Here is a 16,199-nt window from a genome sequence, read left to right as displayed (position 1 = left end):
GGGTGGCCCTAGAATCTGAGCGTTTTCTCCTGTTTCCTCCCCACCACAACAGCAACGTACAAGAAGTTTATTCAATTCGCCTCGATGACCGCCGCCACCGCCAGCTTTTCAAAGATGCTGACGAACTGCTGGAGTTCATCCTCGCTGAGGTGAGAAAACATTTTATTTAGTTGTTCTCTCCGATTCTGCTTGGCTACTTGCAGAATTTTTTTGCCGGAATCACGCAAGCTGATGTAAACCACTCGGCGATCTTCCTCATCACGATCACGGGCGACGAAGCCGTGTTTATCCAAACGGTCGACCATTGCTGTGATTGCGCTTGGTTTGACCCCCATTGATTCAGCCAATTCTCCAACAGTGCATTTTTCCTTCAGTTCCAACTGATGAAGAATGTAGAATTGCGGTCCAGTTAAGCCAGAGACAGGTTCGGCTAATTGCGTTCCCATCGTGCGCATAATGGTACGAAACGCCTCCTGCAAGCGTTCAAGTGTATCTGTAGAGGGGGAGGGCATGCTCGTATCATCTCCTTATTTGATCTATTTCTTCGTGAGCGAGAATATTTGATATGTAATATTTAATGCACTTAAATATAGGCAGAAAATGCTTCGTTTGTCAACCTTCGCGAAAAGAAGGGAATACCCGAGCGATTCCTAGTGAAAACTGAAAACATAATGGAATGACTTCCAGCAAGGGGGCAAACGATGAAGAAAAAGGTATGCAGCATTGGATTGATATTGGCTTTGCTTCCCGCAACGACTGTAAGCACAACAGCGTTTGAAGGAACGGCGACCATTCGTACGCAGATTTTGCAGGATCTCGCGGAAATGCACCAGCCATTACATACAGGCAAGGCGGACAAGGAGTATAAAACGAAGGCAGATGAATGGCATAAACAAGAACTGCTACTGCGAGGTGAGCAATTAAAATCCGCGCCTGTCGATTCGCTGGAAATGATTGAGGCGACTAAGGCTTGGGAGGATGCGGGGGTAAAAGGGGAAGGGATGCTTGTTTCCGTGGTCGATACGGGAGTCAATCCGCGCCACCCCGATTTGCCTACCCCGCATGATAAGCGGTCAGCCATGCAAAAGTCAGGCTCTTCCCAGAAGGTGATCCCTGGTTTTAACTGGGCTGACCGTACGCAAACAACGGAAGACGTATCCGAATCTCAGCATGGTATCCATGTGGCGGGAATTATTGCTGCGAACGGAAAAGTAAAAGGGGTGGCACCTGAAGCACAGCTCATCAGCCAAAAAGTATTTTCCAATTATCAAAGCGAGGTTCCAGGGCTAGGTGAATCGATCCTATTTGCGATCAATGATTCTATTACGAAAAAAGCAGATGTCATCAACTTGAGTCTCGGTTCCTCAGCGGGTTATGTGGATGAAACAAATGTGGAGCAAATGGCTGTGAAGCGAGCGGTCGATAATGGAATCATAGTAGTGGCAGCTGCCGGCAATGATGCGTATTTCGGCAGTGATAAGGTACGTGCACAGAATCCGGATATCGCCATGATCGGTTCTCCAGGCTTGAGTCCTGATGCATTTTCAGTTGCTTCTGTCAACGCTACAGCACTGGCCGGCTATAGCTTCACGGTGCAAGGGGTACCCGGTATGGAGAAAGTCGTGTATTTATCGGGCTATGTGGAAGGCGGGGGTGCCATAAACCCCGTCATGACACTGATGAAGCCGTATCCGCTCGTCTATATGGGGAAAGGGAAGAAGGAAGACTACAATGTTTCCGTAAAAGATAAAGTGGTATTGCTCGAGCGAGGCGACATTTCATTCGACGAAAAGCTGCGTCTCGCGAAAGAAGCAGGAGCAGTTGGTGCCGTCATCTACAACAATGAAATGGGACCACTGATTATCAGTGCGGAGCATGCCAAACAAATCCCGGCTGTTTCTATATTGAAGCACATGGGCGAGCAAATGGCACAAGCGATTAAAAAAGGCAAGAAAGTAACAGTCTCCTTTAACGGTGATTATGGACAAAATCCGATGCCTTATCCAGACGGAGGAACGATCTCGGCTTTTTCATCATGGGGACCAACGCCCGATTTGCAGTTCAAGCCGGAGATTGCCGCTCCAGGTGGGGGCATCTTGTCACTCACGCGAGAGTCTGAATATGCCGTGAAAAGTGGTACGTCAATGGCAACGCCACATGTGGCAGGCGGGATGGCTTTGCTGAAGCAAGGCTATCTCAAGCAAGGGCGGAACCTGCAAGGCAGATCGCTTGTCGATACGTTAAAGGCTGCGGCAATGAACACAGCAGAACCGATTATCGATCCGCAAATCAGCATACCAGCAGCGGATAAAGAGAAAATAAAAAAAGTGCCTTACAGCCCACGGGTCCAAGGGGCAGGATTGATGCAAATCGCAAAAGCGATCAAGACCCCAGCCATCGTTGTGACTGCAAAAGGAAAAGCAGGCGTCTCGTTGGGAGAGATCGGGAATTCAACGACCTTTTCTCTGTTTATTAATAACAAGTTTGGCAAAAAGCCCATTACGTATCAGTTGCAGAATGAGTTTGGCGTCTTGACTGACTTGCGCAAGGATGGGCTCAACATGCTGACCGATACCCTTTTCGAGGGGGCAGAACTGCAATTTTCCGCCCCTAAAATTACCGTTGCGCCAGGGAAGTTAGAGGAAGTGAAGGTAACGCTCACAATTCCAGCAGGCTCTCCACGCAATCAATTTGCAGAAGGATTTATTTCCTTTCAACCAGATGATAAAGAGCTGCCTACGTTGCGCACGCCGTTTTATGGCTTCTACGGCGATTGGGATGAACCAAGGATCATGGATCAACCTGTATGGGAGGCAGAAAGTCAGGAAAAACGAACAGGTGTCAAGACGACCTGGTATCATGATAAACGCAATGACAAATGGCGCTATCGGGATTATCTAGGCGTTACAGGTGTCAAAGCCGATGGCGGTGCGAAAATCGAGCCGAATCATATTGCCTTTTCGCCAAACGGGGATGGGCATTACGATGTCGCTGCGCCTTCGATTACATTTTTGCGCAATGCCCGTTATATTATCGTCGAAGTAACAGACCAGTCAGGCAAGCCGATTCGCACTCTTGTGCGTGATGAAAAGGTAAGCAAGTACGATCAATCCAAGCTGGGGACGCCATACTATTATACGGAAAAGGAAGCGTGGAGCTGGGACGGAAAGATCTTTTCACCGCAAAAAGGCGCCTATATACAGGCACCTGATGGGCAATATCAATTCTCCATTAAGGCCAAAATAGACGATCGCAATGCAAATTGGCAATCGATGACACTTCCCATCCGCGTGGATACAAAAGCTCCTGTGATTACAGCTTCTGTGTCAGGAAACCGGGTTCAGTGGAGTAGCCGTGATAAAGATATCCAGGCCTATTTCCTTTATGTAAACGGCAAAAGAGTTGGAGGCCCCTATTCTCCAAAAGTGTCTAGCACACTCATTAATCAGCCGGATAAAAAAATGAGTGTGGTAGCGTATGATTACGCGGGGAATATCAGTGTGGCGCATATTAACGGGAAAAGCGACAGCACTCCGCCATTTGTGGAGTTCCCGGATGATTTGTTTCCTTATTTGAAAATATCCAAGCAGCCCGATGTAGCCTTCAGGGGGAAAGTAACGGGCGAGGATATGATGGACAGAGTACGCTTGGCGATTAACAAAACGCCTGTAAAGCTGGCGGCGGATGGATCATTTGAAACCATCCTGCGATTAACGGAGGGTCTCAACTATGTGATGTACAGTGCAATGGATATGTATGGAAACAAGCGCCAATTCACGCAGCGTGTCATCGTCGATACGAGCCCTCCGATACTGCAATTGCTAAACGATGGCAGCGAAGACGTACAGTTCGATCCAGCAACCAAGAACATGCTGGTTCCGGTCCGCTTCATGTACAGAGATCAAACATACAAAGGTCAGGTAAGTGTCAATGGGCAAATCGTGTCCTATTTTGAAGAAGAGCAATTGGAAATCCCTGCGCAAAAATACGTAACGCAAATGTTGAGTATGAAGCAGGGAGAAAATCGCATTTTGCTCGAAGGGAAAGACGGTGCAGGCAATGAAAGCATGCTGCTGGTGTATGCGTATGTGGACGCTAATGCAGGGGCGGTCGTCATAAGCAATGGGGAGCAGCGTATCTCCTACAAGGCGCGAACAGTGCCAGCTCCGACGATTCAGCTACCGAACAAACAGCTAGAAGGGCAGGAAGGTGAAGCGCTGCCCATCGAAGGGAAGGTGACAGGTGCTGGTGCTGTTAACCTCCAAATCAACTACGGATCAAAGAGCTTTCAGACCAACGCGAACGATCATGGGCTATTTCGCTTGGTGCTTCATGAGATAGAGGAAGGCAAGCAAAAACTGACGGTTGTTGCCACCGATGCACTGGGGAGGGAAGCCCGAGCGGAGATGAGCGTCGTCGGAAAGAAAAAATAGGATAGCGGGCCCGTCAGTAGCAGATAAACGGCTATTGCCGGGCCAAATTTTTGTAGGAGGAGTCTATTCGATGTTTTACCACGGGATCATGTGGGAATATGTTATGAGAGAGTACCCTGTGCTATCCCCGAGAAGGACAGCCAGAAGGAAGCGTGGGGCAGAGCAATTGCGGGATCGCCTTCATCTGATCGAGCAATTCGGTTTGGAGCCCGTTCATTTGCTTGAGGCCGATGAACATTACGATGCTGTCCGTTGTATACAGGAATGCTTGGGATTTGGAGATACGGTTTTTGCCTTTGATCGAGTGCACCTTCCGATGTGGCAATTGAGTAAGCATGAGATTGGTGTAGAAATATTAGACTTGCGAACGTGCACGGCTATCTATACCATTCGTCATGAGACAAAAGTAGAGGAATACTTCCCCGCTATACCTTGTTTTCGTGACCTTATGCCTATGAAGTTTTCGTAATCCTATTGCATCTGCCAAAAATCGACATTATGATAGTCCTATATGAGTGCGTGTTCAAAAAGTCGTCTTTTCAGCACCTCTTTCGATGTCGAATAGGCTTCCAGTATTACTATGTGATCAAAAGACGACTTTTTGAACAACCTCTAAGAGAATTGCCCGGGAAAGGAAGAGAATGCAGATGATAGTCCAGTACCTTGATCCATTTCTTGAATCAGCTTCGTCCGTGATTCAACAAGTATGCAATGTCGACATTTCGCGTGGAGAGTTAGCTGAAAGAGAATGGAGCCATGTAGAAGGCCATACATGGATTCGAATCGGAATGACAGGTCAATTACAAGGTGAGGTCTTTTTTGGTCTGCAAGAGGAATTGGCTTTGCGCATTGTCTCGGCTATGATGGGCGGCTATCCCGTGCAAGAGATGGATGAGCTCGGAAAAAGTGCCATTTCCGAGTTGGGGAACATGATTTCTGGGAATGCGAGTACGCTTTTGTCCAATCAAGGAGTTATTGTAGACATAACCCCGCCCTTATTTTTACATCAGCATGACTTGAAAGACATGGCAGGGACAGCATTGACTGCACCGCTCGATCTTCATGACATGGGCAGACTGGATATTCAAATAATTGTGATAAGATAGAGGCGGCTAATGGCCGTCTTTTTTGTGAAGGATACGTACCGACGCTTTATCATTCAAAGGAGGGATGGAAAGAGATGGATCATTACTTCTCGATCTGCTCAGCTGAGATGTATTATGAGAAATACATGGCCTTTTTATTGGAAAATTACGACCAGCTTCGCATGCCATATTCCTTTACTGTGGCGCTTAGTTTTCTGGCGAGTCCCGTTTTAATGGAGGGGAAAGCATTTCTTTGCTTCAACGATGACGATGAAGTGATCGGTGCTTTTTCATACATTTACGGGACAGGTGAAAATCAGTACGAAGACAAGCATATCGTTCAAATTCAGGTAGTCTATTTTTTAGAACAGTATCGCAGCAGTCGCCTTTTTTTGCATGCCCTTCAGTATGTAACCGAGTATATTGCCTATATGGAGGAGGACGTGAAGGAGTTTCGATTCTGGACTTCCTCGGACGACTCTTTACGCAAATTATTTACCAAGATTGCAGAACGAGTAGCTTCTGTGGAAACGGCAAACGGTCCATTGGATGAATACCGCGCATCATTTTTGGCTTGGCAATCCTATGCAGCCAGGTTTCAACATGAACCATTTTTCTAATCCAAGAAGGAGACGTCACGATGCTGTTCGTCATCAAAAGCCTGTTTGGCTACATACGCCCCTATAAGCTCCTGAGTTTTCTTTTTTTCCTCACACTTGCACTCGATCTGCTTTTTTTATCCTTGGCACCTCTCAGTTTCCAGATGATCATTGACAAAGCGATTGTTCCCAAAGATATGCACGTTTTCACGGTTATTATGATGGTATTGACGATTAGCGGGATTATCTGTGTCAGTGCTGGAATGATCAGTGATTATGTGCTGGCAAAACTAAGCGCACGTGTGCAAAATGATTTACGGCAAAAACTGTTTGCGCATATGCAGCATTTGCCGGTCAGCTATTTCCACAAAACGCGTTCGGGCGAACTGGTTTCTCACTTTTCGGTGGATTTGCCTGTCATTGACAGATCGTTAGCGATTCTCTTCACGACGGGTATTCAGTCATTGGCGGTCGTGACGATTACTACGATGGTGTTGTTTTACTTGGAATGGGGGATGGCGCTGTGTATTTTGGCGGGAGCAATCTTGATCTTCTCAGGCCCTTATTTGCTTGGCCGACGTGCCTACGCAGTCAATGCCGCATACAAAGAACAGCTCGCAGCTATGATGAATGATGTCCAGGAAAATGCGAAAGCGCAAATGGTTATCAAGGGCTTCAATCTGCAAGCTGTCATGATCGATAAATTCAATGAAAGACTCAAATTGCTGCTGGTCAGTAACTATCGAAAAAATTTGATGGCAGCGAATCTGGAACGAATTCCTGCGCTGTGCTTACTACTCATCAACTTTACGATCATTGGCTTCGGTTCCTATCTGGCACTCACCGGGCGAATCTCTGTCGGTTCGCTTGTTGCTTTTTTCACCATGTATACGTCGATGGGGAATGCAGTATTTAATCTGACCTTTACTCTCCCGCTTATTACAGATACACAAGTCAGTATGGAGCGAATCCAAAAGGTGCTGAATGAACCCAGTGATAAAGTCGACCATTTTGGAGCGGAACAGTTCGATTTGCGTACGACCGAAGTGTCCGTAAAAAATGTTACGTTTGGCTATCAAAAAAATCAGTTATCCATCAAGCAGGTTAACATGCAGATTCCGGCTCGGACGAAAGTTGCGATTGTTGGCTCCAGCGGGTCTGGAAAAAGCACCATCGTTCAGCTGTTATTAGGCTTATATGAACCTAGTTCTGGTCAAATCGAGATAAATGGAACAAAACTCGATGAATGTAATCGAGGAGCCTTTCGCAACCATGTAGGGGTCGTCTTTCAGGATAACTTTCTTTTTCACGGAACAATAGCGGATAACATCCGGCTAGGAAAACTCGATGCAACCAAGGAGGAGCTGAGGATGGCTGCCCAGCAAGCGGAGATCCATGACTTTATCATGAGTCTGCCAGACGAGTACGAAACACTTGTTTTGGATGGGGGCAGCAACCTCTCTGGGGGGCAAAGGCAGCGACTTGCCATTGCTCGTGCGATTCTGCGCAATCCTTCTCTACTCATTCTGGATGAAGCCACTTCTGCGCTCGATCCCATTTCAGAGGCTTCTATTAACAGGACTTTTGCGAAGCTTTCCAGCGATCGGACTGTCATTACGGTCACACATCGTTTGGCGACGATAACGGATATGGATCAAATATTTGTGTTGGAGCAGGGGGAACTAGTCGAGCAAGGGACCCATGTTCAACTGTTGCAAAAGCGGGGTTATTACAGAAGGCTATGGGACAAGCAAAGTGTTTTGACTGCGACAGAAGGGGTTACGGATGTTTTGGGTGTCAGTATGCCTGATATTTTGCATCTCTTCCATACCGAGACATTTACGGCTGGGCAGACGATCATTCGGGAAGGAGAAGCAGCAGAGAAGGTTCACTTCCTCGCACGCGGAAAGGTAGAAGTATCCCAAAAATCTGCTGAATCTGAGGAGCAGATTCGACTTGCGATCTTGGAGGACGGCGATCACTTTGGAGAAACAGTCTTGGCGGGTGCTTTACAGACAACAACCGTGACGGCTCTCACCTCTTGTGTTGTTTTGACCTTACCGTTGAAGGTATACCAGTACATCACGTCCCAACATTCGACGATTGGCAAGAACGTCCAACAGCCGATACGTTAACCAATAGAAAAAGAGAGAGGCAGTGTGCAAAGGATGCATGTCCAATTTAGAAAATGTACCAGTGACAATGATTTTGCCCAATTCACGCTATTCTTTATGCGCAATCGATTGGAATTTAGTCGTATGTTTTCCCTTAGTGACACGCTTGCTCATATTTTGACGTTTCTCCCGGATTCTCATTTGATCCTGATAGAAGACGAGCGAGGTAAATTGGTCGGATGGGGGCATTATCAATATTTGACGGCAGAAAGGCAACCAGACCCAGAAGGCGAAATTTGCTATATTCATTCTGTTATCGTCGAAGAAAAATATCGAAGGAGCAGGGTATTTTTGAAAGGCTTTCGCCATTTAATCAGACAGGTTCAAGCAGAAAACGCACAAGTGAAACAGGTGACCTTTTGCGCTGATGCTGACCAAGCCTATTTAAACCGGCTCTATTCGAAATTTGCCCAGGTTGCAGGGGAGCAGGAGGGCTATTACGGACAAGAAAACATCTACATGGCCGAAATCAATCAGCTCGCTTCCTATCTGGGAATAGCCATAATTGACGTTAAATAATGAAAAATGCTATTCTTAAGAAGATATTGCCAGAAAGGAGGTCTATCAGATGATTCCAATGGTACCACGTTTGAAAGATGGAGTAAGAAAACCTTTTACTGCTTCGATTCAAAATCTTCTCATGAAAAATGAGCAGCTGCGTGTAGCTACTTCTTCCACGAAGTAATCGATCAGCAATCATCTTTTTCGAATCAACTGTTCCCATGAATAGAGAAGTGGTTGACAGGCTATCCTGCTCAGCCACTTTTTATTTCTGTTTGAATAGAATAAAAAAATAAAATATTTTCTATTGTCTAGATGATTTTTAATAGATAGTGTATTGTTGGAAATAGTAAGGGGGTATGAGACCTTGACCTATGTAAAACAATTAATTGGGATGTTTTTCCTAGTGATCGTCGTTTGCGGTGGGCCGTTCATGCTATATACGCAAAAGGAAGAAATCGTGTTCGAACCGGGAAATATCGTAGTCCATACGGTATATCTGATTCAACAGATTGCAGAAGGCTCCCTCGGAACCTATTATTCGGGGCAAACGGAAAGGAGTATCGCTGAGGATATCCTTCCGTTTGCAATTAGCTCTTTTGAACTGCTGTTCGCAAGTGTTAGTGTGGCAGTCCTAGCTAGTATTATTTTTGGATTGCTATTGCAGCGCTTTCGGATTGTACGTCAATTTCAAAAGGTTTTGAATCTGCTTGCAACGATTCCTGATTTTATCCTAATTGTTGTTTCGATTGTGGGTGCGGTCGGATTTTACAAGATGACGAACATTCGTATTATCACCCTGTCACCCGTAAGTGACTCTGAGAGTACCTGGTTTCCAATCACACTGCTGTCAATTGGACCAACGATTTTCCTCATGAAGGTAGTTAGTTTGAAGTATGCACAAATCGGTGGCGAAGACTACATTAAAACCGCACTTGCCAAGGGGATGGGGATTTGGCATGTTCTCATCCACCACGTCTATAAAAATATCAAGCCGTTTCTCATTGCTGATTTGAAGAAGACAATAGCGATTTCGGTAGCCAACTTGTTTATTGTTGAGTACTTATTAAACGTTGTAGGCTTGACCCGGTTTATTTTTAGCAAAGATGGCGGATACGAATTCAATGCTGCTGTCATGGGACTGTTAGGTATTATTTTGCTATCCATTTTGGTCTATTTACTGATTCGTCTCATTCTGTATGTGATTGAACGCGCGGTTGTGTATAAATAACCCAGACTTTTTTTGGAATGAGTGAGGGTATGGTATGAGGAAACGGTTCAATTGGGCCTTATGGCTAGGCTGTATCTTGGTAGTATTTCTAGTGATTATCGGTGTAGCCGGGCCCTATTTAGCACCCTATGACGTCGATTACCAGGTGAAAGTGCGCAGTGAGATGGTAAACGGGAAGCAAGTGATCATTTCGCCTCCTTTGGCACCGTCAAGCGAGCATCTGTTGGGGACGGATAAATGGGGCTATGATTTACTAACAAAACTGCTCCATGGGGCACCGTACACTATTTTTATTACGCTCATGATTGCGCTATTGCGATTATTGATGGGAGCATGGATCGGACTGTATATTGGAATATTGGACAAGCAGCAGCGTTGGTGGATTGCGATTGAGAACGCCTGGGGATATATGCCCATATTTATTCCTGTCTACTTTTTATTGAAAGGAATCAATATTAATCCCGAATTGCCAACGTTTACGCTCGTATTGTTTTTCATAGTGGTTGTGGCAGTGCTAGGGACGCCTTCGGTAGCTGCGTCCATCCGTCAAAAAACGGAGCAAATCAAGGAATCCCAGTACGTTTTAGCTGCGACTTCGCTGGGGGCCGGCCGGGATCAGATCATCTTTCGCCACATCCTGCCGCATTTGAAGGAGCATCTGGTCATTGTTCTGGTGACAGAGATGATCGCCACCATGACGTTGATGGGGCTTCTTGGGATATTTGGTCTTTTTGTAGGCGGCACGACTATGTACTATGACCCTGTTGAGTATCACTCGACCACACATGAATGGGCAGGACTGCTCGGGACTTACAGAAGCTTTGTCTACACGAATTACACGTGGATTTTCCTGATCCCACTTGCTGCTTATATGCTTGCAATCGGTTCCTTTAGTCTGCTGGCCAAAGGATTGCGTGATAAATTCGAACAGACATATAGTCGTACCCCATTTATTTGAGCAGCTGGACACTTTTCAGCATGAGGGATAAGTGAGGTTTTTAGATGAAAAGACGATTCCATTTCTCTTTATGGCTAGGCAGTATCTTCGTGTTCGCTCTGATGGCGATTGCTGTGGTGGGGCCTTACTTGGCTCCCTATGATCTGGAATATCAAGCGAAGATACGTCAGGAGGTAGTGAACGGTAAACAAGTCATGGTCTCTCCACCCCTACCGCCGTCAAAGGAACATTTTCTCGGCACGGACAAATGGGGGTATGATTTACTGACCCTCTTGCTCCATGGAGCGCCATACACTGTTTTTATTACTCTTTCGATCGCATTCATTCGCGTGTTACTTGGGACATGGATTGGACTCTATATCGGTATTCAAGATAAAGAGCAACGTTGGTGGATGGCGATTGAAAATGCATGGAGCTATATGCCTGTATTTATCCCCGTGTATTTTCTTTTGCGAGGAATCAATGTGAATTCCGAGCTGCCAACGTTCACGCTCGTTCTGCTTTTTATTGGGCTTGTCTCTGTCCTTGGAACACCTTCTGTAGCCTCTTCTGTGCGTCAAAAGGCCGAACAAATTAAAGAATCCCAATACGTCTTGGCTGCCATTTCACTGGGAGCTGGCCGGAATCAAATCGTCTTTCGCCACATCTTGCCCCATTTGAAGGAACAGCTCATTATTATCTTGGTGACAGAAATGATCGCTGTCATGACGTTGATGGGGCTTCTCGGCATATTTGACATGTTTGTAGGTGGTACGAAAATGACCTTTGATCCCGTTCTGTATCATTCCATTACACATGAATGGGCAGGGCTGCTCGGGTCTTATCGAGGCTTTATTTACAGTAACTATACGTGGATTTTTCTCGTACCACTGGGAGCATTCATGATCGCCATTGGATCGTTTAGCTTGTTGGCAAAAGGATTGCGTGATAAGTTCGAACAAACGTATAAACGTACGCCTTTTATTTAAGTTGTGGTGCCCTTGATTTTTACGAATCAAGGGCACTTTTGGTTGATCCGGTTAAAAATAGTGGTATGGAAGTCGAATTGGAGGGAGCAGTATATGTGTTGGGTGAATAGACTGGAGTGTCGGGGGCGGTGTTGGCCTTGGGTTCCGATGGCAATCTCATCAGGCGAGGCGAACTCGTCGCGATCTGAACGGGGGACAACTGGCGGCCATCGTCGTCTCGAACGGAAAAATTCACGGCGGATGTCGAAGAGGTTTCTCAGCGGTGTTCGGAACCCATTGCCCATTTTCTGAATAGGATGTAAGGCAAAAGCCTAAAATCCTTGAAATTCCGGCACCATCACCCACCCCCCATCATAGGATAAGGTGACTCTGTAATCCCTCAACCTTGTTCCTGTAGAGCCCACAAGGAGGGGTGGCACGATTGAAGGGTAGCGACCAAACCAAGCCGTTGTTAACGAATCGCGAAAGAGAAGTGTTTGAACTCTTGGTCCAAGATAAGACAACCAAAGAGATTGCCGGACAACTCTTCATCAGCGAAAAGACTGTGCGCAATCACATTAGCAATGTCATGCAAAAATTAGGTGTCAAAGGTCGATCTCAGGCAGTAGTCGAACTCGTTCGACTTGGTGAACTAGAGATTTGAACCCAGTCCACCCAGCCTCCCTTTTCTTCCCTTGGTCGGAAGGGAGGGTTTTTTTATGTCATTTGCGTCTTTGCACTAAGACAAAACGGAACCTGGGCGGGCAAACGATCGAACAATTCCTTGAAAAAACAAGATAGGCAAGTCGATATTGGGTTGCTACCTATTTTGCGGTAATGACTGGCATGAGACCGTGCGGCGTGGTGTGTTAGAAAGATGAAACCCTCTACCGGCATTTGATCCGAAAGAGGGCAGCATCAGTGTCCTTGTAGAAGGTTCTCTTGTTAACAATTTCTCGGTTACATTTCTTCCTGTTTGACAAATTGATTCCCGGAAATTTGGTAAAACTTCACCCCAACAAGTTTTTGATTCGTGTAAATCTTTTCAGTCAAGCTCTTTTCGGCCTCGTTGTAGGAGAAGCGGTAGGTGGTACCTTTAGCCCCTTCGTCCAGTTGTTGGGAGAAGATCATTTTCACTGTGTTTTTCCCTTTGTCTAGCTGGTACAGGTTAACATAAACCTGAGTTTTGCCTTCTTTTTCTCCATACTCGACTGCGAGGAACTGATTGGTATGAACCATTCTTGTCACTGGATATGGAGTACCTCCTACACTTTGAGGAAGCGGGATTTCTTTTTTGTTGACTGAATTGACGACCTTATTGGAACCGACCACGGCATAGTACACATAGTCCAGCGCGTAGTTGGCGTGACCCGCCATTCCCTCAAACTGAACATTTTGTTCAACTCTGTCCAAACTTTCAAATCGAACAGCTGGGGTTTTTGTAAGGGGATCGCTGTTCATCCAGGATTGACCGACGCCAAGCATATTCGCGATTGTGGCGACCGGGGCATACACGTTCCCTTTATAAACGAAAGGCTCCGCCTTGGTATCGATGGGACTGCCATTTACGATCAGTTTGATATTAGAAAAGTTCACGGTGATCGCTTCAGTTGCTTTTTTAGCGAAAGCGGAGCCGCTTGACATCATTCCCGCAGTGAACAGGAGTACCCCTGATACCACTCCGATAAACAGTTTCTGTGGTTTGTTCATGTTGATTGTCTCCTTATGAAAATAGACTTTTGATTGCACATTTATTTAACGCAAGGAGGATTGGAAAAGTTTCACTTCAGATCGTATGCTTGCCCTTCTTTTTCGGGCACGAAGACCACCAAACTAATCAAAATAGAAGGGAGATTTCCTAATCAAACAGAAAAAAATCGCCTGTGATGGCGATTTTCTCTAACTGCTTGTTTACAATCGTTTGATTAGGTAGTAATTGCCCGAAGTATCGTAATTATCGTAGGAGTCTACATGAAAATAATAAGTTGTCCCAGCCTCAGCAATAAAAGTAACAGTTCTACTTGCGCCAGTGGTTGATGAGATATCTAAAAAGCCACTACGACTCGGATCCTTAGTCACAGCAACTCTATAGGGGATACTATTTGGAACGCCAGATAATTCGACAGTTACCGATCCTGATGAGTTTGGTGTGAACTTATACCAATCGACTACATCACTAGTAGATAATTTACCTAATCTACCACTATTTAATTCGTCCGCCGAGGAGCTCTTATTGTTTGACTCAACTTCCAGTTGATACCCATTGATCGTAATAGATTGACCAATTTCTTTTTTAGGCGTGGCTTCTTGAGCGAAACTAGCAGTTGGAATACCCGCAAGGAGAGGAAGAGAGAGTGCAGCGGCTAAAAGAAAATTACGTTTGCTCATACGAAGAGTTGATGATGGGTTTTTTGTAAACATTTTAAACCTCCTATTATTTTGAAATATTGGTTGTTTCGACCTTATTTTACTGAATTGAAAATCTGTTTACTATACCAAAATAACTATGATTACCATTGTAAAAACCTATCAATTGCGAAAAGGAGCAACGCGCGTTATGAATGAGATAGGGAAAAAGACTGTGCGTAATCATATTAGCAATGTCATTCAAAAATTAGGTGTCAAAGGTCGATCTCAGGCAGTGGTCGAACTCGTTCGAATTGGTGAACTAGAGATTTGAACCCAGTCCACCCAGCCTCCCTTTTCTGCCCTTGGTCGGAAGGGAGGGTTTTTTATGTTCATTTTCGTCCGAATACTCGATGTAAATATCAAACAATATGGGATTTCGGGCAAAGACAGAAGCAGAGAAGGGGATGGTAGAAGGTTATAGGATCGAACGAAGCGTTAGCTGTTGAGTGTATTTGGTAATGAGGGCTGGCGGTTACGGCTACCACATTACTTGAACCGTTAGATTGATGGGAACACAGGCTCAATTGTGTTCAACTCTTAGTTTTTAGTCCTAACTTGTTTTGAACAAGAAAGGGGTACAAAACAATCGATGTGATAAGTGCCATAGATTGTTGTTCGCGAAAGGAAAAAGATGAGATTGGTTTACTTGATATTATTCGGCATTAATCGTAGATCTAATTTCATCTGCTAGAGCTAACAATGTAGTCCATCTTGTAGAGGTTCTTAAAGCCTTTAAACTCCATTCATCTTCTTTCTGTAATTCCAAAGCCAACCGTCGTAATTCAGAACTTCTTTGCATCGTTTCAGTATTGATTAACCCAGCATTCAATAGTCGTAGTAGGCTGCTTTCATGGAAAAAAGAAACTACACCAATGTCGAACTGCTCAAAAACCTCATACCCAACAACATCATCAGATGCATTGCGTAAATAGGAACCACAACTGTTAAGGGTATCAAGATAGAGATGAAAAAGTGCTTCAGTAGTTATTTCTCTCATCGTAATGTTACCTCCAAGATCTCTAACAGATAGTTTAGGTTTCTGTAAAAAATAGAGGATACCTCTGTTAAACGATCATGATTCTTTTGAAAGAAAAATGCACAAAAGGATGATTAAACAAAACATTACTTGTGAGAGGGGGAGGATGGAATGCAGCCTACATAATTTTATTAGAGAAAAGATTTAACTCCTGCGAGGAGGCAGGAGTCGAGAATGTTTTCTCGCTATATCGAGACTTCTGACGAAACCGAAGCAATTGAACATCTGCGTGTCCATCAAATTTCCTTTTAAGGCGATTTAGTTATTACCCAAGTTAATACTCTTCTAAAAGCGCCAGTGGGGTTATAGATCTGCATAAACCATCTATCTAGTCCAAGTGGGTAATTTTGAAGCACATATACAGGTTCAAGTTGTTCAATGATCCATCCAGCGCTGATAACCCTCCTAGTACCTTCTGGTGCTGGTATCAAGTTAATATATTCATATGAATATGGTCTAATTTCGATGGGCTGAAACCTGTGGCGCCAAAAGCCATTTCCGAGACTCTCTGTTATACGTACATTTTTCCGACTTAGGGTGATGATTTTTGTCCGTTTTACAACTCTTTTTTTCACAATCTTGGATGATGATCTTTTTTTCTTTTTCATGTTTTCACCTTCTACACTTATTTAAGTTTCGTAGGATCAACATATGAAGGAAAAGAAATAATGCTTGGACTAATTTACATGAGTTGAAAAAATGGGGGATTTCAGTAATTAGAGCTCAGACTGAACAATTAGAACCCAGAGTTAATGCAGGCTATTTAACACAAGAGAAATTCTATTAATTAGGAGTGGATTTTGATGAAATGGAAAAATGTAAGTGA

The 16,199-nt window shown here is 44.8% G+C and carries 15 protein-coding genes and 1 pseudogene; 11 read left to right on the top strand and 5 right to left on the bottom strand.

Annotated elements, in window-relative coordinates:
- Positions 1 to 71: 71 nt before the first annotated feature.
- Positions 72 to 512, bottom strand: coding sequence for a MarR family winged helix-turn-helix transcriptional regulator (locus C7R91_RS28545; RefSeq protein ID WP_047071069.1), 441 nt, complete (start codon positions 510 to 512; stop codon positions 72 to 74).
- Between the two features lie 189 nt (positions 513 to 701).
- Here C7R91_RS28545 and C7R91_RS29930 point away from each other — a divergent pair, with 189 nt between their 5' ends.
- From C7R91_RS29930 to C7R91_RS28495, 10 genes are all read left to right on the top strand, one after another.
- Positions 702 to 4,433: a S8 family serine peptidase gene (locus C7R91_RS29930; protein WP_047071071.1), complete on the top strand. Its 3,732-nt coding sequence runs from the start codon at positions 702 to 704 to the stop codon at positions 4,431 to 4,433.
- A 70-nt stretch (positions 4,434 to 4,503) separates the two neighbouring features.
- Positions 4,504 to 4,902: a hypothetical protein gene (locus C7R91_RS28535; RefSeq protein WP_047071072.1), complete on the top strand. Its 399-nt coding sequence runs from the start codon at positions 4,504 to 4,506 to the stop codon at positions 4,900 to 4,902.
- Positions 4,903 to 5,080: 178 nt separating this feature from the next.
- Positions 5,081 to 5,539, top strand: a complete 459-nt coding sequence (locus tag C7R91_RS28530) for a chemotaxis protein CheX (RefSeq protein ID WP_047071074.1) — start codon at positions 5,081 to 5,083, stop codon at positions 5,537 to 5,539.
- Between the two features lie 74 nt (positions 5,540 to 5,613).
- Entirely contained in the window at positions 5,614 to 6,138 is a 525-nt protein-coding gene (locus tag C7R91_RS28525) for a hypothetical protein (protein WP_047071076.1), read from the top strand.
- A gap of 20 nt (positions 6,139 to 6,158) precedes the next feature.
- Positions 6,159 to 8,252 carry an ABC transporter transmembrane domain-containing protein gene (locus tag C7R91_RS28520; protein WP_047071078.1) on the top strand — a complete coding sequence of 698 codons (2,094 nt, stop codon included), beginning with the start codon at positions 6,159 to 6,161 and terminating at the stop codon, positions 8,250 to 8,252.
- Between the two features lie 33 nt (positions 8,253 to 8,285).
- Positions 8,286 to 8,810 carry a GNAT family N-acetyltransferase gene (locus tag C7R91_RS28515; RefSeq protein ID WP_106786246.1) on the top strand — a complete coding sequence of 175 codons (525 nt, stop codon included), beginning with the start codon at positions 8,286 to 8,288 and terminating at the stop codon, positions 8,808 to 8,810.
- Between the two features lie 349 nt (positions 8,811 to 9,159).
- Positions 9,160 to 10,023: an ABC transporter permease subunit gene (locus C7R91_RS28510; RefSeq protein WP_047071080.1), complete on the top strand. Its 864-nt coding sequence runs from the start codon at positions 9,160 to 9,162 to the stop codon at positions 10,021 to 10,023.
- 34 nt (positions 10,024 to 10,057) lie between these two features.
- Entirely contained in the window at positions 10,058 to 10,981 is a 924-nt protein-coding gene (locus tag C7R91_RS28505) for an ABC transporter permease (RefSeq protein WP_047071082.1), read from the top strand.
- Positions 10,982 to 11,025: 44 nt separating this feature from the next.
- Positions 11,026 to 11,949 (top strand): ABC transporter permease, encoded by a 924-nt coding sequence (locus tag C7R91_RS28500; RefSeq protein WP_047071084.1) that lies wholly within the window; start codon positions 11,026 to 11,028, stop codon positions 11,947 to 11,949.
- A 421-nt stretch (positions 11,950 to 12,370) separates the two neighbouring features.
- On the top strand, positions 12,371 to 12,592 hold the full coding sequence (locus C7R91_RS28495) for a helix-turn-helix domain-containing protein (RefSeq protein WP_003387736.1): 222 nt from the start codon (positions 12,371 to 12,373) through the stop codon (positions 12,590 to 12,592).
- A 296-nt stretch (positions 12,593 to 12,888) separates the two neighbouring features.
- Here C7R91_RS28495 and C7R91_RS28490 read toward each other — a convergent pair whose 3' ends face one another.
- Both C7R91_RS28490 and C7R91_RS28485 read right to left on the bottom strand, forming a co-directional pair.
- Positions 12,889 to 13,638 carry a stalk domain-containing protein gene (locus C7R91_RS28490; protein WP_047071087.1) on the bottom strand — a complete coding sequence of 250 codons (750 nt, stop codon included), beginning with the start codon at positions 13,636 to 13,638 and terminating at the stop codon, positions 12,889 to 12,891.
- A gap of 201 nt (positions 13,639 to 13,839) precedes the next feature.
- A complete protein-coding gene (locus C7R91_RS28485; RefSeq protein WP_047071088.1) occupies positions 13,840 to 14,349 on the bottom strand; it encodes a hypothetical protein in 510 nt (169 codons plus the stop codon).
- A gap of 145 nt (positions 14,350 to 14,494) precedes the next feature.
- Between C7R91_RS28485 and C7R91_RS28480 the strand changes: the two are divergent.
- A pseudogene (locus C7R91_RS28480) lies at positions 14,495 to 14,608 on the top strand (LuxR C-terminal-related transcriptional regulator); the annotation flags it as partial.
- Between the two features lie 381 nt (positions 14,609 to 14,989).
- On the opposite strand, the gene C7R91_RS28475 reads toward C7R91_RS28480, so the two are convergent.
- Positions 14,990 to 15,334, bottom strand: a complete 345-nt coding sequence (locus C7R91_RS28475; RefSeq protein ID WP_047071090.1) for a hypothetical protein — start codon at positions 15,332 to 15,334, stop codon at positions 14,990 to 14,992.
- A gap of 287 nt (positions 15,335 to 15,621) precedes the next feature.
- A complete protein-coding gene (locus C7R91_RS28470; RefSeq protein WP_047071092.1) occupies positions 15,622 to 15,981 on the bottom strand; it encodes a hypothetical protein in 360 nt (119 codons plus the stop codon).
- Positions 15,982 to 16,199: the final 218 nt, after the last annotated feature.

The organism is Brevibacillus formosus (assembly GCF_003013405.1).
Taxonomy (GTDB): domain Bacteria; phylum Bacillota; class Bacilli; order Brevibacillales; family Brevibacillaceae; genus Brevibacillus; species Brevibacillus formosus.
The sequence above is the reverse complement of the archived record's forward strand: the minus strand, read 5'-3'. Positions and strand labels throughout refer to the sequence as shown.

Coding starts and splice junctions, on each gene's coding strand:
- C7R91_RS28545 (WP_047071069.1), bottom strand. CDS start 512: ATGCCCTCCCCCTCTACAGATACACTTGAACGCTTGCAGGAGGCGTTT.
- C7R91_RS29930 (WP_047071071.1), top strand. CDS start 702: ATGAAGAAAAAGGTATGCAGCATTGGATTGATATTGGCTTTGCTTCCC.
- C7R91_RS28535 (WP_047071072.1), top strand. CDS start 4,504: ATGTTTTACCACGGGATCATGTGGGAATATGTTATGAGAGAGTACCCT.
- C7R91_RS28530 (WP_047071074.1), top strand. CDS start 5,081: ATGATAGTCCAGTACCTTGATCCATTTCTTGAATCAGCTTCGTCCGTG.
- C7R91_RS28525 (WP_047071076.1), top strand. CDS start 5,614: ATGGATCATTACTTCTCGATCTGCTCAGCTGAGATGTATTATGAGAAA.
- C7R91_RS28520 (WP_047071078.1), top strand. CDS start 6,159: ATGCTGTTCGTCATCAAAAGCCTGTTTGGCTACATACGCCCCTATAAG.
- C7R91_RS28515 (WP_106786246.1), top strand. CDS start 8,286: ATGCATGTCCAATTTAGAAAATGTACCAGTGACAATGATTTTGCCCAA.
- C7R91_RS28505 (WP_047071082.1), top strand. CDS start 10,058: ATGAGGAAACGGTTCAATTGGGCCTTATGGCTAGGCTGTATCTTGGTA.
- C7R91_RS28500 (WP_047071084.1), top strand. CDS start 11,026: ATGAAAAGACGATTCCATTTCTCTTTATGGCTAGGCAGTATCTTCGTG.
- C7R91_RS28490 (WP_047071087.1), bottom strand. CDS start 13,638: ATGAACAAACCACAGAAACTGTTTATCGGAGTGGTATCAGGGGTACTC.
- C7R91_RS28485 (WP_047071088.1), bottom strand. CDS start 14,349: ATGTTTACAAAAAACCCATCATCAACTCTTCGTATGAGCAAACGTAAT.
- C7R91_RS28475 (WP_047071090.1), bottom strand. CDS start 15,334: ATGAGAGAAATAACTACTGAAGCACTTTTTCATCTCTATCTTGATACC.
- C7R91_RS28470 (WP_047071092.1), bottom strand. CDS start 15,981: ATGAAAAAGAAAAAAAGATCATCATCCAAGATTGTGAAAAAAAGAGTT.